General features: G+C 34.8%; 20 protein-coding genes. 5 read left to right on the top strand and 15 right to left on the bottom strand.

The window, feature by feature from the left end; translation table 11 throughout:
* Positions 1–5: 5 nt before the first annotated feature.
* From rplN to rpsL, 15 genes are all read right to left on the bottom strand, one after another.
* On the bottom strand, positions 6–374 hold the full coding sequence (gene rplN, locus J3495_RS06535) for a 50S ribosomal protein L14 (protein ID WP_007803649.1): 369 nt from the start codon (positions 372–374) through the stop codon (positions 6–8).
* Positions 375–376: 2 nt separating this feature from the next.
* Entirely contained in the window at positions 377–637 is a 261-nt protein-coding gene (rpsQ, locus tag J3495_RS06530; RefSeq protein WP_007803646.1) for a 30S ribosomal protein S17, read from the bottom strand.
* A gap of 17 nt (positions 638–654) precedes the next feature.
* Positions 655–846, bottom strand: a complete 192-nt coding sequence (rpmC, locus tag J3495_RS06525) for a 50S ribosomal protein L29 (protein ID WP_007803639.1) — start codon at positions 844–846, stop codon at positions 655–657.
* 13 nt (positions 847–859) lie between these two features.
* A complete protein-coding gene (rplP, locus tag J3495_RS06520; protein WP_007803637.1) occupies positions 860–1,285 on the bottom strand; it encodes a 50S ribosomal protein L16 in 426 nt (141 codons plus the stop codon).
* A gap of 19 nt (positions 1,286–1,304) precedes the next feature.
* A complete protein-coding gene (gene rpsC / locus J3495_RS06515) occupies positions 1,305–2,066 on the bottom strand; it encodes a 30S ribosomal protein S3 (RefSeq protein ID WP_056195277.1) in 762 nt (253 codons plus the stop codon).
* A 5-nt stretch (positions 2,067–2,071) separates the two neighbouring features.
* On the bottom strand, positions 2,072–2,485 hold the full coding sequence (gene rplV, locus J3495_RS06510; protein ID WP_007803631.1) for a 50S ribosomal protein L22: 414 nt from the start codon (positions 2,483–2,485) through the stop codon (positions 2,072–2,074).
* 6 nt (positions 2,486–2,491) lie between these two features.
* Positions 2,492–2,770: a 30S ribosomal protein S19 gene (rpsS, locus tag J3495_RS06505; protein WP_012022488.1), complete on the bottom strand. Its 279-nt coding sequence runs from the start codon at positions 2,768–2,770 to the stop codon at positions 2,492–2,494.
* A gap of 6 nt (positions 2,771–2,776) precedes the next feature.
* The gene (gene rplB, locus J3495_RS06500) at positions 2,777–3,601 is read right to left on the bottom strand and encodes a 50S ribosomal protein L2 (protein ID WP_007803623.1); all 825 of its coding nucleotides are present in this window, start codon (positions 3,599–3,601) and stop codon (positions 2,777–2,779) included.
* 9 nt (positions 3,602–3,610) lie between these two features.
* Positions 3,611–3,901 (bottom strand): 50S ribosomal protein L23, encoded by a 291-nt coding sequence (rplW, locus tag J3495_RS06495; protein ID WP_007803621.1) that lies wholly within the window; start codon positions 3,899–3,901, stop codon positions 3,611–3,613.
* Between the two features lie 7 nt (positions 3,902–3,908).
* On the bottom strand, positions 3,909–4,538 hold the full coding sequence (rplD, locus tag J3495_RS06490) for a 50S ribosomal protein L4 (RefSeq protein WP_210665762.1): 630 nt from the start codon (positions 4,536–4,538) through the stop codon (positions 3,909–3,911).
* Complete coding sequence (gene rplC, locus J3495_RS06485) at positions 4,538–5,155, bottom strand: 50S ribosomal protein L3 (RefSeq protein ID WP_007803612.1); 618 nt, start codon at positions 5,153–5,155, stop codon at positions 4,538–4,540. Before rplC ends, rplD begins: the two co-directional genes overlap by 1 nt.
* Before the next feature lie 403 nt (positions 5,156–5,558).
* The gene (gene rpsJ, locus J3495_RS06480; protein WP_007803605.1) at positions 5,559–5,864 is read right to left on the bottom strand and encodes a 30S ribosomal protein S10; all 306 of its coding nucleotides are present in this window, start codon (positions 5,862–5,864) and stop codon (positions 5,559–5,561) included.
* An 11-nt stretch (positions 5,865–5,875) separates the two neighbouring features.
* Entirely contained in the window at positions 5,876–8,032 is a 2,157-nt protein-coding gene (gene fusA / locus J3495_RS06475) for an elongation factor G (protein WP_210665761.1), read from the bottom strand.
* Between the two features lie 10 nt (positions 8,033–8,042).
* The gene (rpsG, locus tag J3495_RS06470; RefSeq protein WP_007803600.1) at positions 8,043–8,519 is read right to left on the bottom strand and encodes a 30S ribosomal protein S7; all 477 of its coding nucleotides are present in this window, start codon (positions 8,517–8,519) and stop codon (positions 8,043–8,045) included.
* 22 nt (positions 8,520–8,541) lie between these two features.
* The gene (gene rpsL / locus J3495_RS06465) at positions 8,542–8,925 is read right to left on the bottom strand and encodes a 30S ribosomal protein S12 (protein ID WP_007136570.1); all 384 of its coding nucleotides are present in this window, start codon (positions 8,923–8,925) and stop codon (positions 8,542–8,544) included.
* A 333-nt stretch (positions 8,926–9,258) separates the two neighbouring features.
* On the opposite strand from rpsL, the gene J3495_RS06460 reads away from it, so the two are divergent.
* The 5 genes from J3495_RS06460 (at position 9,259) to J3495_RS06440 (ending at position 20,490) form a co-directional block, all read left to right on the top strand.
* Positions 9,259–10,809, top strand: coding sequence for an outer membrane protein assembly factor (locus J3495_RS06460; protein WP_236025410.1), 1,551 nt, complete (start codon positions 9,259–9,261; stop codon positions 10,807–10,809).
* A gap of 85 nt (positions 10,810–10,894) precedes the next feature.
* Complete coding sequence (locus J3495_RS06455; protein WP_210665760.1) at positions 10,895–14,173, top strand: SusC/RagA family TonB-linked outer membrane protein; 3,279 nt, start codon at positions 10,895–10,897, stop codon at positions 14,171–14,173.
* 11 nt (positions 14,174–14,184) lie between these two features.
* Positions 14,185–15,645 (top strand): SusD/RagB family nutrient-binding outer membrane lipoprotein, encoded by a 1,461-nt coding sequence (locus tag J3495_RS06450; RefSeq protein ID WP_210665759.1) that lies wholly within the window; start codon positions 14,185–14,187, stop codon positions 15,643–15,645.
* 304 nt (positions 15,646–15,949) lie between these two features.
* Positions 15,950–19,033, top strand: a complete 3,084-nt coding sequence (locus J3495_RS06445; protein ID WP_210665758.1) for a SusC/RagA family TonB-linked outer membrane protein — start codon at positions 15,950–15,952, stop codon at positions 19,031–19,033.
* Between the two features lie 17 nt (positions 19,034–19,050).
* Entirely contained in the window at positions 19,051–20,490 is a 1,440-nt protein-coding gene (locus tag J3495_RS06440) for a SusD/RagB family nutrient-binding outer membrane lipoprotein (protein ID WP_210665757.1), read from the top strand.
* The last annotated feature ends 165 nt before the right edge of the window (positions 20,491–20,655 follow it).

Raw genomic sequence — 20,655 nt, 5'->3', positions numbered from 1 at the left:
ACGAATTAAAGCACTTCTGGTGCTAATGATACAATTTTCATGAATTGTTTTTCACGAAGTTCTCTTGCTACCGGACCAAAAACACGAGTTCCTCTCATTTCCCCTGCAGCGTTCAAAAGAACACATGCATTATCATCGAAACGGATATAAGAACCATCAGCTCTTCTCACTTCTTTTTTGGTACGTACAACAACTGCAGTTGAAACAGCTCCTTTTTTAACGTTACCGTTAGGAGTTGCATCTTTAATAGATACTACAATCTTGTCACCAACAGAGGCATACCTTCTTTTGGTACCTCCTAAAACACGGATAGTTAAAACTTCTTTTGCTCCCGTGTTATCTGCTACTTTTAGTCTTGATTCCTGTTGTACCATAATTATTTAGCTCTTTCTAAGATTTCAACTAATCTCCAACATTTTGTTTTACTCAAAGGACGCGTTTCGCTAATTCTTACAGTATCTCCAATGTTACAGTCGTTTGTTTCGTCGTGTGCAACGTATTTTTTTGTTTTCAACACGAACTTACCGTATAATGGGTGTTTTACTTTTCTTACTTCAGCAATAACAATAGACTTATCCATTTTATTTGAAGTAACAACACCAATTCTTTCTTTTCTTAAATTTCTTTTTTCTTCCATCTTTCAGCAGAATACAATTATTGTAACTCTCTTTTAGTTAGCTCTGTAGCCAATCTTGCAACTGTTCTTCTTACACTTCTAATTTGAAGTGGATTCTCAATTGGAGAAATAGCGTGGGCCATTTTTAGGTCAGCATATATCTTCTTAGTTTGACTAAGTTTTTCTTGCAACTCCGCTGCAGAAAGATCTTTTATTTCTGATTGTTTCATAATATATTATAAATTATGCTTCGAAATCTCTAGCAACGACGAACTTAGTTTTTACAGGAAGCTTTTGAGCTGCAAGACGTAACGCCTCTTTTGCAACTGATAAAGGAACTCCTCCAACTTCAAACATAATTCTTCCGGGTTTAACAACGGCAGCCCAATATTCAACGGCACCTTTACCTTTACCCATACGTACCTCAAGAGGTTTCTTAGTAATTGGTTTGTCTGGAAATATTTTGATCCATAATTGTCCTTCTCTCTTCATGAAACGAGTTGCAGCAATACGCGCAGCTTCGATTTGACGAGAGGTTAAGAACATTCCATCTTCATGTACAGATTTAATACCAAACATTCCATTAGAAAGTTCATGCCCTCTTTGAGAGTTACCTTTCATTTTACCTTTTTGTACCTTACGGTATTTTGTTCTTTTAGGCTGTAACATTTTTCTTTAGTTTAAAAATTTACTTTCGTTTACGAGCGTCTGGTTTACCACCTTTATTAAAAGGTTTTCTGTCTCCTCTCGGAGCATCTCCACCTTTACCACCACCAGTTCCAGATTGTTTTTTATCCATTCCTGCAAGCGGAGAAAGATCTCTCTTTCCATAAACTTCACCTTTCATGATCCATACTTTGATACCCATTCTACCATAAGTAGTATGAGCTTCAGCCAAAGCATAATCAATATCAGCTCTGAAAGTTGATAGAGGAATTCTACCTTCTTTGAAACCTTCTGAACGCGCCATTTCAGCACCATTCAAACGACCAGAAATCAAAACTTTGATACCTTCAGCGTTCATACGCATAGAAGCAGCAATAGCCATTTTGATTGCACGTCTGTAAGAAATACGGCTTTCGATTTGACGAGCGATGCTTGTCGCCACAAGATAAGCATCTAATTCAGGTCTTTTGATTTCAAAGATGTTGATTTGAACCTCTTTGTCAGTAACTTTCTTAAGTTCCTCTTTCAACTTGTCTACCTCTTGTCCACCTTTTCCGATAATGATACCAGGTCTAGCAGTAGTGATAGTAACGGTTACAAGTTTTAAAGTTCTCTCGATGATTACTTTAGATACACTAGCTTTTGATAAACGAGCGTGGATATACTTTCTGATTTTGTGATCTTCGGCAAGTTTATCACCGTAATCATTTCCACCATACCAGTTTGAGTCCCACCCTCTGATGATACCAAGTCTATTTCCAATTGGATTTGTCTTTTGTCCCATGCTGCTTAAGAATTGCTTTGTGTGTTATTGATAGCTCCAAGCACGATTGTTACGTGGTTAGAACGTTTTCTTATTCTGTGTGCACGACCTTGTGGAGCTGGACGAAGTCTTTTCAACATCATACCACCATCTACTCTGATCTCTTTAACAAATAATCCAGCTTCTTCCAAATTACCTTCACTATTTTTTTGCTCCCAGTTGTTGATTGCAGATAATAATAGTTTCTCTAATTTTCTTGAAGCCTCTTTAGAACTGAATCTTAAGATGTTAAGTGCTCTTTCTACCTTCTGACCTCTTACCAAGTCCGCTACTAAGCGCATTTTTCTAGGTGAAGTAGGGCAGTTATTCAATTTTGCGAAAGCAATAGACTTATTAGCCTCTTTTCTCGCATCTGCTGTTTCTCTTTTACGAACTCCCATTGCTTCTTATTTTTTACCTTTATTTTTTGCTCCAGCATGACCTCTAAAAGATCTAGTTGGTGAAAATTCTCCTAATTTGTGACCTACCATGTTTTCTGTTACGTAAACTGGTACAAATTGACGACCGTTATGAACTGCGATAGTCTGTCCAACGAAATCCGGAGTAATCATAGAAGCTCTAGACCAAGTCTTCACTACACTATTTTTACCACTTTCTACGTTTTCTTGAACTTTCTTGTCTAACTTATAATGAACGAAAGGTCCTTTTTTTAATGAACGTGCCATATCTTATTATTTCTTTCTACGTTCTACGATATACTTGTTACTCGGGTTTTTCTTAGAACGAGTTCTATAACCTTTTGCTGGTATTCCATTTCTTGAACGTGGATGTCCACCAGAAGAACGTCCTTCTCCACCACCCATCGGGTGATCAACAGGGTTCATTGCAACAGGTCTTGTTCTAGGTCTTCTTCCTAACCATCTTGTTCTACCAGCTTTTCCTGATACAACTAATTGGTGGTCTGAATTAGAAACAGCTCCAATAGTAGCCGAACAAGTTAACAAGATCAATCTCGTTTCACCAGAAGGCATTTTGATTGTAGCATATTTTCCGTCTCTTGCCATTAACTGAGCAAATGTACCAGCTGAACGAGCAATTACTGCTCCTTGACCTGGACGTAACTCAATACAAGAGATTACAGTTCCTAAAGGAATTCTGCTTAAAGGTAATGTATTACCAATTTCAGGTTGAGATTCTGGACCAGAAACTAATTTCTGACCAACTTTCAATCCGTTTTGAGCAATAACATAAGTTTTCTCACCATCAGCATAAGCTAATAAAGCGATAAATGCAGTACGATTTGGATCGTATTCGATTGATTTCACAGTAGCCGGAATTCCGTCTTTAGTTCTTTTGAAATCAATTATACGATATCTCTGCTTGTGACCACCACCCGTATAACGCATGGTCATCTTTCCTTGACTATTTCTACCTCCAGAGTTTTTTATCGGCGCTATCAAAGAGCGTTCCGGCTTATCAGTTGTAATGGCGTCATAACCATTCACAACTCTAAATCGCTGACCTGGGGTAATAGGTTTTAATTTTCTTACTGACATTTTTCTATCTTAGATATTGTTGTAAAAATCAATTGTTTCTCCTTCTTGTACTTGAACAATCGCTTTTTTAATTGCATTTGTCTTTCCACTGATCAAACCACTTTTAGTGTATTTTGTAGTTCTATCCGGTCTTACGTTCATCGTGTTAACTGAAACGATAGTTACTCCATAAGCAGCTTCAATAGCTTTCTTAATTTGAACTTTGTTTGCTTTTTTGTCAACAACGAATCCGAAGCGGTTTAAAACTTCACTTTCTTTGGTTACTTTCTCTGTTACTATAGGTCTAATTATGATACTCATATTCCTATTATTTGCTTAAATTTTCTTCGATTAACTCCAAAGAACCTTCTAAAAGCACTAAATTATTAGTGTTTAAAATAGCGTAAGTGCTTAATTCTGAGCTAGTTACGACATTAGAAGCCTTTAAATTGCGTGACGACAAATATACATTTTTATTTGACTCTCCCAACACAAAAAGAGATTTTTTATTTTCTAACCCTAAAGCTTTCAAAACGTTAATGAAATTTTTAGTGTTTGGCGCTTCAAAATTAAAGTCTTCAAGAACGATAATACTCGCCTCTTTTGCTTTGATTGAGAAAGCTGATTTTCTTGCCAATCTTTTCAAGCCTTTATTCAATTTGAATGAATAACTTCTTGGTCTTGGTCCGAAAACTGTTCCACCACCTTTAAACAATGGATTTTTGATACTTCCCGCACGAGCTGTACCAGTTCCTTTTTGTTTTTTAATCTTACGTGTACTTCCTGTCACTTCAGCTCTTTCTTTTGCTTTGTGAGTTCCTTGTCTTTGATTAGCAAGATATTGCTTTACATCAAGGTATACAGCGTGATTGTTTGGTTCAATTGCGAATACTGAATCAGAAAGTTGAACTTTTCTTCCAGTATCTTTTCCGTTGAAATCTAATACTTTTACTTCCATTACTTCTGAATGATTACATAAGAGTTTTTATGTCCAGGAACACATCCTTTAATAACAAGTAGGTTCTTTTCAGCCACTACTTTTAAAACTCTAAGGTTTTGAACTTTTACATTGTCTCCTCCCATTCTTCCAGCCATACGCATTCCTTTGAATACTCTAGATGGATAAGAAGAAGCTCCCACAGAACCTGGTGCTCTTAAACGGTTGTGTTGACCGTGAGTTGCTTGTCCAACACCACCAAATCCGTGACGTTTAACAACCCCTTGAAAACCTTTACCTTTAGATACACCTTGTACATCTACAAATTCTCCTTCAGCAAAAATAGAAACATCAATAAGATCTCCTAATTTTTGTTCAGTTGCAAAATCTTGAAATTCAACGACTTTTTTCTTAGCAACAGTTCCAGCTTTTTTAAAGTGACCTAGAGCCGCTTTAGTGGAATGTTTCTCGTTTTTGTCATCGAAACCAAGTTGCAACGCTTCGTACCCGTCAACACCTTTGGTTCTGACTTGGGTAACAACACACGGCCCAGCTTCGATTACTGTACAAGGAATGTTTTTCCCGTTTTCATCAAAAATGCTAGTCATGCCGATTTTTTTACCAATTAACCCAGACATAAATATTAATTATTAATTACTAAAATTCCCTTCAATTTGAAAATAACAGAAATTTCCAAACAGGGAGTGCAAAAGTATATATTAAAATCGAATATACCAAACAGTTAGAAAAATTAAATCGCTCATTATCAAAATTAAAGGATCAAATCTGCCCGAAACAAATTTTTACATCTTATAAAAATTGAATTTACCAGCTTTAACCTAACACAACATTAAGCTTAACAATTCCTTAAAGAATCTATAGAAAAACATCGGCAACAGCCTAAACAGAAGACATTCCGATAAAAAGAACTGTTTTAAATTAAAACAGCAAATCCTTTAAAATCAAAAATCAAAACCGCCAAAAACAAAAAAAGCGAAACATTTCTGTTTCGCTTTTTCTATGTAAAATATAATAAAAAAATTATACTTTTATTTCTACTTCAACTCCACTTGGCAATTCAAGTTTCATTAAAGCATCAATAGTTTTAGATGAAGATGAATAAATATCAATCAATCTCTTGTATGACATTACTTCAAATTGCTCTCTCGCTTTTTTGTTTACGTGCGGAGAACGTAGAACAGTGAAAAGTTTTTTGTGAGTTGGCAACGGAATTGGACCTGTTACAACTGCTCCAGTAGTTTTTACTGTTTTTACGATCTTTTCAGCAGACTTGTCTACCAACATGTGATCGTAAGATTTTAGTTTTATTCTGATTTTTTGACTCATTTTCTTAAGAATTACGCGTTACCTTTTGCTTTTTTAATTACAGCTTCTGAAATATTAGAAGGTGTTTCTGCATAATGTGAAAACTCCATTGTTGAAGTAGCTCTACCAGAAGACAATGTTCTTAATGTAGTTACATATCCAAACATTTCTGATAAAGGCACATCAGCTTTAATAGTTTTAGCACCATTTCTGTCACCCATGTCATTCACCTGACCTCTACGACGGTTGATATCACCAACGATATCTCCCATGTTTTCTTCAGGAGTAATAACCTCCATTTTCATGATTGGCTCCAAAATAATTGCTCCAGCAGCTTTAGCCACTTCTCTATAACCCATTCTTGCTGCTAACTCAAAAGAAAGTGCATCAGAATCGACAGGGTGGAAAGATCCGTCTGTCAAAGTTACTTTCAAACTATCCACTTGATAACCAGCCAAAGGACCAGTTTTCATAGCTTCACGGAAACCTTTTTCTACAGAAGGGATATATTCTTTAGGAACGTTACCACCTTTTACTGCATTAATAAACTGCAATCCAACAGGAACTTTACCATCAACTTCATCAGCTGGCTCAAGTGTAAATACGATATCACCGAATTTACCACGACCTCCTGATTGTTTCTTGTATGTCTCTCTGTGTGTTGCTGTTCTTGTAAACGCTTCTTTATATTCAACTTGAGGCTCACCTTGGTTTACTTCAACTTTAAATTCACGTTTCATACGATCTACTAAGATATCTAAGTGAAGCTCACCCATACCAGAAATAATTGTTTGCCCTGAAGCCTCATCTGTTCTAACAGTAAATGTAGGATCCTCTTCAGCTAATTTAGCTAAAGCCATACCCATTTTATCAACGTCAGCTTTTGTTTTAGGTTCAATTGCAATACCAATTACCGGCGCAGGGAATTTCATAGACTCAAGAATAATTGGGTGTTTTTCATCACACAATGTATCTCCAGTTTTAATATCTTTAAATCCAACAGCCGCTCCAATATCTCCAGCTTCGATATAATCGATTGGATTTTGTTTGTTAGCATGCATTTGGTAGATACGAGAAATTCTTTCTTTATTTCCTGAACGAGTATTCAAAACATAAGAACCAGCATCTAAACGTCCAGAGTAAGCACGGAAGAAAGCTAAACGACCTACGAATGGGTCAGTAGCGATTTTAAATGCTAGAGCTGCGAACGGCTCTTTTACATCTGGCTTACGCAAGATTTTAGTTTGATCTTCCTCTAATAATTCAGCATCATCAGGATGAATTCCTTCGATACCTTCTTTATCCATTGGAGAAGGCAAATATTTACAAACTGCATCTAACATAAACTGAACTCCTTTGTTTTTGAAAGAAGAACCAGCAATCATCGGAATGATAGCCATGTCCATAGTAGCAGCTCTTAAAGCATTGTTGATTTCTTCCTCTGTAATAGAGTTTTCATCTTCCATGAATTTCTCCAAAAGATTTTCATCGTAATCAGCAACTGCTTCAATAAGAATAGATCTGTATTCTTTAACCTCTGCAATCATATCCTCAGGAATTGGCACAATATCGAAAGTTGCCCCTTGAGTAGCATCATGCCAGATGATAGCTTGGTTTTTTACTAAATCTACAACACCTTTAAAATCATTCTCTTCACCAATTGGCAAAGTGATCGCAACAGCATTTGACTTTAACATATCACGAACTTGCTGACAAACTGCCAAAAAGTTAGATCCTTGACGGTCCATTTTGTTTACGAATCCCATACGAGGAACTCTATATTGATCTGCAAGTCTCCAGTTAGTTTCAGACTGCGGCTCAACACCATCAACTGCACTAAATAAGAAAACCAAACCATCAAGTACACGTAAAGAACGGTTTACCTCTACAGTAAAGTCAACGTGTCCCGGGGTATCAATAATATTAAAGTGGTATGGCAATGATTCAGGCAAAATTTTACCTTGCTCAGTTGGAAAATTCCACTCACAAGTAGTTGCAGCCGAAGTAATTGTAATACCTCTTTCTTGCTCCTGAGCCATCCAGTCCATTGTTGCAGCACCATCGTGTACTTCACCAATTTTATGTGATTTTCCAGTATAAAAAAGGATACGCTCTGTTGTTGTTGTTTTACCAGCATCAATGTGAGCAGCAATTCCAATATTTCTTGTATATTTTAAATCTCTAGCCATTTCTTACGAATTAAAATCTAAAGTGAGAGAAAGCTTTGTTAGCTTCTGCCATCTTGTGAGTATCCATTCTTTTCTTAACCGCAGCACCTTCTTCTTTAGCAGCAGCTAAACATTCTGACGCTAAACGTTGTGCCATAGATTTTTCATTTCTTCTTCTAGAATAAAGTATCAACCACTTCATTGCCATAGAAATTTTTCTATCTGGTCTAATTTGCATTGGGATTTGAAAGGTAGCTCCACCTACTCTACGACTACGTACTTCTACGTGAGGCATAACGTTTGTTAAAGCATCTTTCCAAATTTCTAATGAAGATTTTTCTGAATCTTGCTTTTTAGATTCGATGATGTCAATTGCATCATAAAATACTTTGAAAGCTGTAGATTTCTTACCGTCCCACATTAAGTTGTTCACAAAACGCGTTACCAATTGGTCGTTAAACCTCGGATCTGGTAAAAGTGGTCTTTTCTTTGCCGCTCTTTTTCTCATGTCTTTTTCTTAAAAGTTTAAATTACTTTTTTGCTTCTTTTGGGCGTTTAGCACCGTACTTAGATCTTCTTTGCGTTCTTCCTGCAACACCTGACGTGTCAAGCGCTCCACGAACGATATGATATCTAACACCTGGTAAATCTTTTACCCTTCCACCTCGCACTAATACTATCGAGTGCTCTTGTAAATTGTGTCCTTCTCCAGGGATGTAAGCATTCACTTCATTACCATTTGTCAAACGTACACGCGCAACTTTACGCATTGCAGAGTTTGGTTTTTTTGGTGTAGTAGTGTAAACACGCGTACAAACCCCTCTTCTTTGAGGACAAGAATCTAAAGCAACCGATTTACTCTTCTTAGTGATCTGAGTTCTTCCTGTTCTTACTAATTGTTGAATTGTTGGCATAATTAATACTAAAAATTTATTATGTATATTAAATTCCCGCTTTTTACGGGGTTGCAAATGTATAAAATATTTTTCACTATACAAACGTTAATTCATTAATTTTCAATAACATTATTTAAACTTATGATTTTAGAAACAAACACTAGATATTTGCAATATCTTTAATAAAACAACAAATTGCCCTTGAAACAATTACTACACATATTATTTTTCTTTATTACATTTAGTTGTTATACTCAAAAAATTCAATTAAAAATTGAAGGCTCAAACGATTTTGAAAACCAAATTATTGACTCTTTAAATTACAAAAAAATACATTCAAATTTTAAATCTTTGTCTGATGAACAAGCAAAGACTTCTGACGCCCTAATACGAAAAGGTTATTTAGATCTTAAATTAATAGAAAACAGCAAATTAAACGACACAACCTATATTCATAAAATTAACTTAGGAGCAAGAACAAAAAACATACATATATATATAGGTAGAAATAATCCCTTTTATGATGTTGCAGAAATAAAAAATGACACCATTATTATACCTTATCAAGAAATCGAAAATCATCTTAACCAAAAAATTATTGAGAGAGAAAAGCAAGGTTTCGCTTTAAACAAACTTAGCTTGACAAATATCCAAAGAAAGAATTTGATAATGTATGCTGATTTAAATTATAATTCCGAAAAAAAACGTGTCGTAAATTCCATCATTGTTAATTACACAGATAACAATCGAACAAATTATTTTCCGAAAAGCCATCTCAAGCAATTAAATAAAAAATACATCAGCAAGACTTTTAACCAAGATATTGTAAAAGAATTAAATTCTGAAATCAACAATTACGCGTTCGCATTACCAAGCAAATATCCTGAAATATTATTCACTACAGACTCTACAAAAATTTATCTTTATATCGAAAAAAGAAAAGCAAATAATTTTGACGGCTACATTGGATTCACCAATGACGAAAATAAAAAGTTGAACATTAATGGCTATCTAGATGTAACATTGCAAAACATATTGCGCTCAGGCGAGCAATTTTCATTGTACTGGAAAAGCGATGGCAATCAGCAACGCACCTTTGACACCAAGTTAGAAATTCCTTATATTTTTAATTCTTCATTAGGAATAAAAGCGCAACTAAATATTTTCAAACAAGACAGTACCTTTCAAAATTCAAAAAACGCAATCGACTTAGGTTATTACCTAAAATACAATTCAAAAATATATTTAGGCTATCAATCTACAGAATCAAGCGACATTCAGAACGCCAATAGCATTTCTGTAAGTGATTTTAAAAACTCATTTTTCACTACAAGTTTTGATTACATAAAAATGGACAACCTGAATGATCTGTTTCCAAAAAAAACAAGTATTAATTTAATTATTGGATTCGGAAAAAGAAATACAAACGCAGAACCACAAACTCTTGAATCCAGCAAGCAAGTTTACACAAACCTAACATTTAGTTATAATTTTGAACTGAACAAAAAAAATTATATTAACATAAATTTACAGAATTTTTATTTGAAGAGCCAAAACTACCTTACGAACGAATTGTTCCGTTTTGGCGGAAGCAATTCAATTCGAGGATTTATCGAAAACAGCCTTCAAGCTAATTATGTTTCAGCATTAATTACCGAGTATAGATATATCGTTTCCAGAAATTTATATCTTCATTCCATTACAGACTATGCTATATATCAAGACTTAACAAGATCTAACAACCCGAAAAAAATAGAAAAACTAATAGGTCTTGGAGCAGGTTTGGGACTACAAACACAGAATGGAATAATTAAAATAAATATTTCAAATAGTGTACATGAAAGACAAAAGATAGAATTATATAACACTATCATAAATATCTGTTATAATGTTAAATTTTAAAAAAAAGTTAAAAAAGATTAAATTAATATTAGGATAGTTAACAAATTATTAAGAGTTTTGTTACACTAATTCAAAATATTTAAAAATGAAACTAAAGTTCAATGGATTCTTAGTACTATTTTTAGTACTAATCGCGCAACTAACCTTTGCGCAAGAAAGATCTGTTTCAGGTATTGTTACCGATGATGCAGGTATGCCGTTACCAGGTGTAAGCATATTAGTAAAAGGAACAAAGACTGGAACACAAACTGATTTTGATGGTAAGTACTCCATCAAAGCCTCAACAAACCAAGTTTTAGTATTTAGCTATATTGGAATGAGATCTCAAGAAATTGTGGCGAGCTCATCATCAATCAATACTAAATTATCCGGAGATGCCCAACAACTTGAGGGAGTTGTTGTTACTGCTCTAGGATTATCAAGAGAAAAAAAATCTCTAGGTTACGCCACACAAGAAGTAAAAGGCGAGAGTCTTGCCGCAGTGAAGAGTGACAACTTTGTAAACTCTATATCTGGTAAAGTTTCTGGTGTACAAGTAAAAAGAACAACCAATTTTGGAGGATCTACTAATATCGTAATTAGAGGAAACTCATCCCTAACAGGAAACAACCAAGCTCTGTTTGTAATTGACGGAGTTCCAATCAGTAACAACAATTCAAACTCAAGAGACCAAGAACAATCTGGAGCAGGTTATGACTATGGAAGTGCCGCATCAGACATTAACCCAGAAGACATTGAGTCTATAAACATACTTAAAGGATCAGCTGCTAGTGCATTATACGGATCTAGAGCTGCCAATGGAGTAGTAGTTATTACAACTAAAAAAGGAAGTAAAAGAGCAAAAGGATATTCTATAACAGTAAACTCAGGAGTAACAACAGGTTCTGTTGATAAGAGCACTTTTATAAAATATCAAAAACAATATGGTGCAGGATATGGTCCTTACTACGGTCCTGACGAAGATTCTTATCTAGACCGTAAAGATATTGATGGAGATGGAATTCTGGATAATGTAACCCCGTTAACAGAAGATGCCTCTTACGGTCAGGCTTTTGACCCTAATTTATTAGTATACCAATGGGATGCATTCTACCCTGAATCTCCTAACTACATGAAAGCTACTCCATGGATTAATGCAAAAAATGGCCCTATAACATTTTTTGAAAAACCGTTAGCTTTAACAAACTCTATTTCAATCGACAAAGGTTTAGAAAATGGATATTTAAGATTAGGAATAAACAATCTTGATCAAAAAGGTCTTTTACCTAATAGTACATTAAAAAGAAACACCTTTACTTTAAGCGGTTCTACTTTAATCAATGATAAATTGACTGTAGCTGGATATGGTAATTTTACAAGAACAAGCACAATTGGTAGAAATACTACAGGATACAATGATAATATTGCTGGTAATTTTAGACAATGGTGGCAAACAAACGTTGACATTAAAGGGCTTAAACAAGCTTACGAATTGACAGGAAGAAATGTAACATGGAATCCTAACTCAACCACAAATTCTAAACCTATTTTTTGGGACAACCCATACTTTCAGCGTTATGAAAACTACCAATCAGACAGCAGAAACAGATTCATAGGAAATATTTCTTTGAACTACAAAATTGCAAGCTGGCTAGATGCTTACGGAAGAATGTCTGTAGATACTTATGACGAGATTCAAGAAGAAAGAAGAGCTGATGGAAGCGTTCCTTCAAACTTTGGTATTGGAACCGGAGGAGATGACGGAAGTCTTAACAGAAACCCAGCTCCATCTGGATATTCAAGAAGAAATATTGGATTTAGTGAGTACAACTATGATTTTATGCTGAACTACAACACTGATATTACAGAAAAATTAAACCTTAAAGGCGTAGCGGGTGTTAACATCAGAAGAAGTTACTACAATTCTATCTGGGCTGCAACAAACGGAGGTCTTGCAATTCCTGGCCTTTATGCTTTACAAAACACAAAAGATCCAATGCTTGCCCCTAGAGAAAGAGAAGAATCAATAGGAGTTGACGGTATCTACGGAAGTGCTTCTTTTGGATACGATGATTTCTTATTTTTAGAAGGAACAATAAGAAGAGACCATTCTTCAACCCTTCCGGAAGCAAACAGTTCATACTTCTACCCTTCTGTATCATCAAGTTTTGTGTTTTCAAAATTCATAAAAGCGGATTGGTTTTCATTTGGAAAAGTAAGACTTAACTATGCAGAAGTTGGAAACAGCCCTGGTTTTGACAGAATTTTAGATACTTATGCCGTAAATACAGCAATCGGAGCTGGTTCTGCATCTGTAAAAGATACTAAAAACAACCCAAATCTAAAACCAGAACGTACAAAAAGTTACGAAGCAGGTATAGAATTATCATTCTTTAAAAAGAGATTAGGACTAGATATTTCTTATTACAAATCTAACTCAATTGATCAAATCATTCCATTAAGATTAACATCTTCAACTGGTTATTTATATGAATTAATTAATGCCGGAGAAATCGAAAACAAAGGTATTGAAGTTTCATTAAACGCAACACCAATAAAAACAGAGAGTTTTTCATGGGATGTAAATCTTAACTGGGCAAGAAACAGAAACAAAGTTATAGAATTATTGGACGGTATAGACAACTTACAATTAGGTTCTTTCCAGGGAGGTGTTACAATTAATGCTGCTGTGGGCCAGCCATACGGAGTAATATATGGTACCCAATATACTTATCTAAATGGACAAAGAGTAGTTGATCCAGCTAATGGTCAATATATCAAAACTTCAACTTCTGATAATGCGATTGGAAGTGCAAATCCAAATTGGACTGGAGGTCTTAATAATAAATTTACTTATAAAAATCTCTCACTAGAATTTTTAATTGACATGCAAAAAGGCGGACAAATATTCTCACTAGACCGCTATTATGGTATGGCAACAGGATTGTATGACGATACAGCTTTTACAAATGAATTAGGGAATCCAGTAAGAAATCCTTTAACTACAGGAAGTGATAGTGGTGGATTTATTAATCCAGGTGTAAACCCAGACGGAACAGCAAATACAACTAGAATTGAAGCAAGCCGATTTGGAGCGCAAGGATACAGAAGAGGTTTACCAGACGAAGCATTTGTTTATGATGCAAGCTATATTAAATTAAGACAAACTGCAATATCATATTCTCTCACAGAAAAAGTTTTGAAAAATACTTTTATAAACGGAATGACTTTCAGTATCGTTGGAACTAACCTTTGGATTATTCACAAAAATTTACCAGATGCAGATCCTGAATCAGGATTAGGAGCAGGTAACTTACAAGGCTACTCAACAGGATCTCTACCATCTACAAGAGACATTAGCTTTAATATTAAAATCCAATTTTAAAAAAAGAAATCATGAAAAAAATATTTTTAATTCTACTCACTGCTGCAACACTTGCGTCTTGTTCAGATGATCTAGAAAAATTAAACGAAAACGTAAAAGACCCGTCAAATGTACCTGGTGAAGTTCTATTTACTAGCGCCCAAAAAAGCTTGGTAGATCAGATAATGAGTACAAATGTAAACGACAATGTTTTTAGATTAATAAATCAATACTGGACCGAAACAGTATATACTGATGAAAGTAATTACGATTTAGTAACAAGAACAATCCCAGAACAGCACTGGCAGTATCTATATAAAGATGTACTAAAAGATTTAGATCAAAGTGCAAAAAACATTACAAATACTGCAGTGGGTTTAACAGAAAATCCATTAGACAAACAAAACAAACTTGCAATAATAGAAGTTTTAAATGTTTATACTTATGCAATACTAGTAGAAACTTTTGGAGATGTTCCATACTCACAAGCACTCAACCTGACTTACAAAACACCTAAATATGATGATGGCTTGACGATTTATAAAGATCTAATTGTGAGATTGAATAAAGCGATAGCAAATCTTAACACCGGAGGCGCAAGTTTTGGAGGCAACGACAGAATATATGCTGGTGATGTATCTAAGTGGATTAAATTTGCAAACACACTTAAGCTAAGATTAGGTATTACTATCTCAGATATACCTTCTGAAGCAGGTTTAGCCCAAGCAACAGTATCTAGTGCTGCGCCATTTGTATTTGCTTCTAATGATGATAATGCCGATTTCAAATACTTAACAGCAACTCCAAATACAAATCCTTTATATGTAGATCTTTTTGCAAGTGGCCGTTCAGATTTTGTTCCAACAAGTACATTAATAGATGTAATGAACAATTTAAACGACCCAAGACGTTCTAAATACTTTGACAACAATATTGATGACCCTGCAACTCCAGAAGTTGAATATATTGGAGGTACAAACGGCGCAAGTAATTCGTTCAATAATTATACGCATATATCCAAAACATTACAAATTCCTGATTATCCAGGAACAATTTTAGATTATGCAGAAGCTAAATTCTTATTAGCAGAAGCAGCTGAAAGATCATTATACGGGACTCCTGCAGACGCAGCAGCACATTACAATGAAGCAATTACTGCATCAATTTTAGATTGGGGTGGCACTAATGCAGAAGCGACGGCTTATTTAGCTAATCCAAATGTTGCATATGCAACAGCTACAGGAACTTGGAAAGAAAAAATTGGAACTCAAAGCTGGATTGCATATTACAATAATTCCTTTGAAGGTTACTCAACTTACAGAAGATTAGATTATCCAGTTTTAGTAAAACCTGCTGATGCAGTATCTGACATTCCGGTTCGTTACACTTATCCTATTATAGAACAATCGTTAAACAAAACTAGTTACACAGCAGCTAGTCAAGCAATAGGAGGCGACAAAGTTACCACCAAACTTTTTTGGGATAAATTCTAAAAAAACAAATACTTTAAGTAAAAAGCCACCTGTAAAAGGGTGGCTTTTTTAATGTTAAAGTTACAAAACAAACTTAACACGAGAATAACTCATAAAATTTAACACCCTCTTAATTTGTTAATTTTTTCATTATTATCATATTTGAAGCAATAATTTACGAATACTAAATTTGAACACATAATTTAACATTAAAAAAACAATATCCTATAATAAAATCATAATTGAAACAAAAAAAAGCTTTTTTATATTAGGAAAGTTAACAAATTATTAAGAGTTTTGTAAGACTAATTCAAAATATTCAAAAATGAAACTAAAGTTCAATGGATTCTTAGTACTTTTTTTAGTACTAGTTACGCAACTTACTTTTGCGCAAGAAAGAGTTGTTTCTGGAATAGTTTCCGATAATACAGGACTGCCTTTACCAGGTGTTAGTGTATTAGTTAAAGGAACTAAAACAGGAACACAAACAGACTTTGATGGTAAATTCTCTATTAAAGCAACACCAACCCAAATATTAGTATTTAGCTACATTGGGATGACATCACAAGAAATAATTGCAAGTTCAGCTTCAATTAATGCTAAATTAGCTAACTCTTCAGTAGAACTTGAAGGAGTAGTTGTAACAGCCTTAGGTATTAAAAAAGCAGACAAAGCTATTGGTTATGCATCTACAAAAGTTTCTGGTGCAGATGTAACAAAAGGAAACAATCAAAACCTTGTTAGTGCGCTTAGCGGAAAAGTTGCTGGCGTACAAGTAACTGCTTCAGGAGGAGCTCCGGGACAAGCAAGTAGATTAGTAATTAGAGGTGGTAACAAATCATTAACTAATAGCAACGAACCTCTTTATGTTATTGACGGAATGCCTATGAGTAACGCTAACGATGGAAATGCAAATACTGTAACAGGAATAAACAGCCCTAACAGAGCGTCTGACATCAATCCAAATGACATTGAAAGCATTACTGTACTAAAAGGTGCTGCTGGAGCAGTACTATACGGAAATCGAGGTTCTAATGGAGTTGTCCTGATCACTACCAAAACAGGATCGAACAAAGCTGGAAAACCTATTATTGAATATACAAGTGCAGTAGCAGTTGATGATGCTTTAGTATTACCTGATTACCAAACTGAATATGCCCAAGGAGGAAATAGTTTAACTTATACAGAAGGAGGATCAAGATCTTTTGGACCTAGAATTACCGGACAAACCGTAAGCAGTCCAGCAGCTGGCGCATCCAGAGGTTTAGGCGCACAACAAATTCAATTAAAAGCCTTTGACCCGAGAAAACAATTCTTAAAAACGGGATTAACCTACAATAATAACATTTCTCTTTCAAACTCTACTGAAGCATACGACATGTTTGTTTCTATTGGTCAATCAAAACAAACTTCTATTGTACCAAACCAAGGATTTCAAAAATTCAACGGACGCTTTAATAGCAATTACAGATTTAGTTCAAAATTTACTGCTGGTGTTAATTTAAGCTACAATGCTTCTGAAGGAGATCTTTCTTTTGCTGGACAAGACGGGAATAATCCTATTTTTGCCTTATTTCACGCACCTGTTTCTTGGGATTTAACAGGATACGGATACGAAAGACCTGACGGGAGACAAATCAACTTTAGAGGAGGATCTTTTGATAATCCTTTATGGAGTGTCTACAAAAACTCTGCAAAAAGTGATAGTCAGAGATACATCACTGGCGTTAACTTCGCTTTTGACGTAACTAAAGATTTCAAACTTTCTTACCGTCTTGGCAATGATTACCTATCTGATCAAAGAACTTTATTTAAAGACATCAATACTGGTGGAAATCCTTTAGGAAACTTAACATACGACAATATTACTCGTAAAGAGACTACTTCAACATTAATCGCTACTTTCAATAAAGATATTACTGAAAAATTTAAAGCGACATTAACTGCTGGTCAGGATTATAACAACAGAACTTTCCAACAGTCACAAGTTATTGGAACTGAACTAATATTACCTAGCATTATCAACACTAACAATATTAAAACTGCTAGTCCTCCATACCTTTACAACAGTAGAAGAACTTTATTTGGTTTATTTGGAGATCTATCTCTAAGCTACGACAACTACTTGTATGTAAGCATTGTTGGAAGAAACGAATGGAGTTCAACTTTACCGAAAGATAATAGAAGTTTCTTTTATCCAGGAGTAAGCGCTTCATTAATTTTTACAGAAGCATTTAAAATTGAATCTGATGCTATTACATATGGTAAATTGCGCTTAGGTGCTTCTAAAACAGGTAGAGATGCAGATGTTTATTTGACTCAGCCTGCATATAGAAAAGCAATATTTGCTGACGGATTTACCCCTGGAGTTGAATTTCCATTCAACAACTTAGCTGGATACACAATTCAAAATACAATAAGCAACGGAAATTTAAGTCCTGAATTTACTACCGAATACGAAGTGGGTGTTGAATTAAAATTATTTAAAGATCGTATCGGTGTTGATGCCACTTATTACAGAAATATAAATACCGATGGTATCATACCATTAGATATTTCGCCAGCTGCGGGTGCAACAGCAACAATAATTAACAGTGGAAAAACTACTTCAAAAGGTTTTGAGCTGATGCTAAGAACAACTCCAATCTTAACTAAAGATTTTAGATGGGATGTAACTTTTAACTTTAGCAGAATAAGATCTCATGTTGACGAAACTTATCCAGGTGTAGACAGAGTATATCTTGGTGGTTTTGATGGAAATCCTGCAATTTATGCAGTAAAAGGAGAAAGATTAGGTACATTAATCGGAACTGGTTATGCAAGAAACGAAAACGGTGAAATATTAGTAGACGATGATGGTATTCCTTCGATCTTAGATGGTATTATTCTTGGTCATACTGAAGCTGATTGGACTGGTGGCTTAAGCACTTCTGTAACTTATAAAAATATTTATTTTACAGCTCTTGCTGACATGAGACATGGTGGTTACATGTACAGTGGTACTGAAGAACTATTGGATTTTTATGGTGTAAGCAAAAACACTTTAACTCGTAATGACGATTACATTTTTCCTGGCGTAAATGCTACAACAGGAAGCCCTAATGATGTTGTTGTAAAACGTGATGCTAATTGGTACGGATTAGGTGCTTATCCTAACGAACAATATGTTTACGAAAACAACTGGATTAAACTAAGAGAGGTTACACTTGGTTACACATTCAAACTAAAAGACAAATATATTCGTTCTTTAGATTTAGGATTATATGGTCGTAACTTATTTATTTGGTCTGATGTGCCTCATGTTGATCCAGAATCAAGTTCTTTTGGAACTGGTAACGCTCAAGGTGTTTCAAGATTTGCATTTCCAACGACAAGAACTATTGGTTTCAATCTAAAAGCACAATTCTAATACTAAAATTAATGAAAATGAAAAAAATTCACAATAGTAGTTTTAAGCGATCAATTTTTATTGGCTTACTAACATTATCTGCGGTATTTGTATCTTGTGAAAACGAACTTGATATAAACAATGATCCTAACAATCCTACCGAAGTTCCTTTAGCTACTTTGTTATCTGGATCTGAAGTAAACCTTACTTACACACTTGGTGGTGATGGAACTAGGATGCCAGCAAGCATTGTGCAACATTATGCTGGACACAGAGGACAACCATTGAACTACGGCCAATACAACATCACATCTGCGGATACTGACGGATTATGGGCTAGTCTTTACGACATTTTAATTGACCTAAGAGCAATTGAAAATCAAACAAAAATCAGCGGAGACAGAATTTATCTAGGTATATCTCAAGTTCTTCAAGTTTATACTTTTAGTGTTGCTACCGACCTTTTTGGAGATATTCCTTTTAGCCAAAGTTTGCAAGGAGCTTCAAACATTACTCCTGCTTATGATAAACAAGAAGCAATTTATCCTGCATTACTAGCTTCTTTAGACGAAGCGATTGTTAACCTTAAAAGTGAAGCTGGAGCGAAACCTGCCGCTGCGGACTTAATATATAGTGGAAACATTGTAAAATGGGAAGCATTCGCAAACTCTTTAAAACTAAGACTACTTAATCATCTTAGTAAAAAGAATCCTACTCAAGCTTTAACTTTTTTACAAACAAACCCAACATTAATTACAGATGTTTCGAACAACGCTAAAGTGACTTATGGAACTGTTGCATCTAATGCTAATCCAATTCACCAATTCGACATTCTTTCTGGTAGAAAAGATAACGCTGTTTGTAAAACTATCGTTGACAACATGAAGTCTTTAAACGACCCTAGAATTAGCAAATTCTTTTTCCCTGTTGCAAACAACGGTAGTGGTTTTGCTGGTGAGTATTTAGGAAATCTTCCTGGTCAAGATTTAGATGATTCAGGAGAGAACTTGTTCTCACGTGTAGGCCCTGCTTATGCCTCAATAAACTCTCCTGTAATTTTAATAAGTGCGGCAGAAGTTGAATTTATTAAATCTGAAATCTATTTTAGAGCAAACGATTTAGTAAACTCCAAAATTGCTTACGACAACGCAATCGCTAAAGATTTTGAAGCATTAGGTGTTACAGATGCTACTTACATAATAAACCCATTAGTAGCTTATAACAATACATTAGAAAGAATTATGGGGCAAAAATGGATTACAATGTACCAAGCTTCATACGAATCATTTGTAGACTGGAGAAGAACTGGATTCCCGGTATTAACAGCTCCTGCAACAAATCGTACAAGTGGTGTAACTCCAAGAAGATTACCCTATCCACAAAAAGAAATTAATGTAAACGGCGCCTCATTACAAGCTGGGCCAGGTATACCGGTTCCCTACGTAACATTAACAACTAAAGTTTGGTGGGATTTGTAATTCAAAATAAAATACATTATAAACCACTCTGTTAATTCGAGGGCACTGAAAAAGTCTTTTCAAAATTCTTTTTCAAGAATAATTATTAATTAAAAGGAGTAGAAGCTAAAAGTTTTCTGCTCCTTTTTTTGTATCTTTTACGTGTAATCATAAGACTTTTTAGAT

This window comes from Flavobacterium geliluteum, from assembly GCF_017948595.1.
In the GTDB taxonomy this organism is placed as follows: Bacteria; Bacteroidota; Bacteroidia; order Flavobacteriales; family Flavobacteriaceae; genus Flavobacterium; species Flavobacterium flavipigmentatum.
This window is presented reverse-complemented; position numbering and strand designations above follow the sequence as displayed.

Bases quoted from the DNA above. Each gene is read 5' to 3' on its own strand.
- rplN (WP_007803649.1), bottom strand. From the start codon at position 374: ATGGTACAACAGGAATCAAGACTAAAAGTAGCAGATAACACGGGAGCA.
- rpsQ (WP_007803646.1), bottom strand. From the start codon at position 637: ATGGAAGAAAAAAGAAATTTAAGAAAAGAAAGAATTGGTGTTGTTACT.
- rpmC (WP_007803639.1), bottom strand. From the start codon at position 846: ATGAAACAATCAGAAATAAAAGATCTTTCTGCAGCGGAGTTGCAAGAA.
- rplP (WP_007803637.1), bottom strand. From the start codon at position 1,285: ATGTTACAGCCTAAAAGAACAAAATACCGTAAGGTACAAAAAGGTAAA.
- rpsC (WP_056195277.1), bottom strand. From the start codon at position 2,066: ATGGGACAAAAGACAAATCCAATTGGAAATAGACTTGGTATCATCAGA.
- rplV (WP_007803631.1), bottom strand. From the start codon at position 2,485: ATGGGAGTTCGTAAAAGAGAAACAGCAGATGCGAGAAAAGAGGCTAAT.
- rpsS (WP_012022488.1), bottom strand. From the start codon at position 2,770: ATGGCACGTTCATTAAAAAAAGGACCTTTCGTTCATTATAAGTTAGAC.
- rplB (WP_007803623.1), bottom strand. From the start codon at position 3,601: ATGTCAGTAAGAAAATTAAAACCTATTACCCCAGGTCAGCGATTTAGA.
- rplW (WP_007803621.1), bottom strand. From the start codon at position 3,901: ATGAGTATCATAATTAGACCTATAGTAACAGAGAAAGTAACCAAAGAA.
- rplD (WP_210665762.1), bottom strand. From the start codon at position 4,538: ATGGAAGTAAAAGTATTAGATTTCAACGGAAAAGATACTGGAAGAAAA.
- rplC (WP_007803612.1), bottom strand. From the start codon at position 5,155: ATGTCTGGGTTAATTGGTAAAAAAATCGGCATGACTAGCATTTTTGAT.
- rpsJ (WP_007803605.1), bottom strand. From the start codon at position 5,864: ATGAGTCAAAAAATCAGAATAAAACTAAAATCTTACGATCACATGTTG.
- fusA (WP_210665761.1), bottom strand. From the start codon at position 8,032: ATGGCTAGAGATTTAAAATATACAAGAAATATTGGAATTGCTGCTCAC.
- rpsG (WP_007803600.1), bottom strand. From the start codon at position 8,519: ATGAGAAAAAGAGCGGCAAAGAAAAGACCACTTTTACCAGATCCGAGG.
- rpsL (WP_007136570.1), bottom strand. From the start codon at position 8,925: ATGCCAACAATTCAACAATTAGTAAGAACAGGAAGAACTCAGATCACT.
- J3495_RS06455 (WP_210665760.1), top strand. From the start codon at position 10,895: ATGAAACTAAAGTTCAATGGATTCTTAGTACTATTTTTAGTACTAATC.
- J3495_RS06450 (WP_210665759.1), top strand. From the start codon at position 14,185: ATGAAAAAAATATTTTTAATTCTACTCACTGCTGCAACACTTGCGTCT.
- J3495_RS06445 (WP_210665758.1), top strand. From the start codon at position 15,950: ATGAAACTAAAGTTCAATGGATTCTTAGTACTTTTTTTAGTACTAGTT.
- J3495_RS06440 (WP_210665757.1), top strand. From the start codon at position 19,051: ATGAAAAAAATTCACAATAGTAGTTTTAAGCGATCAATTTTTATTGGC.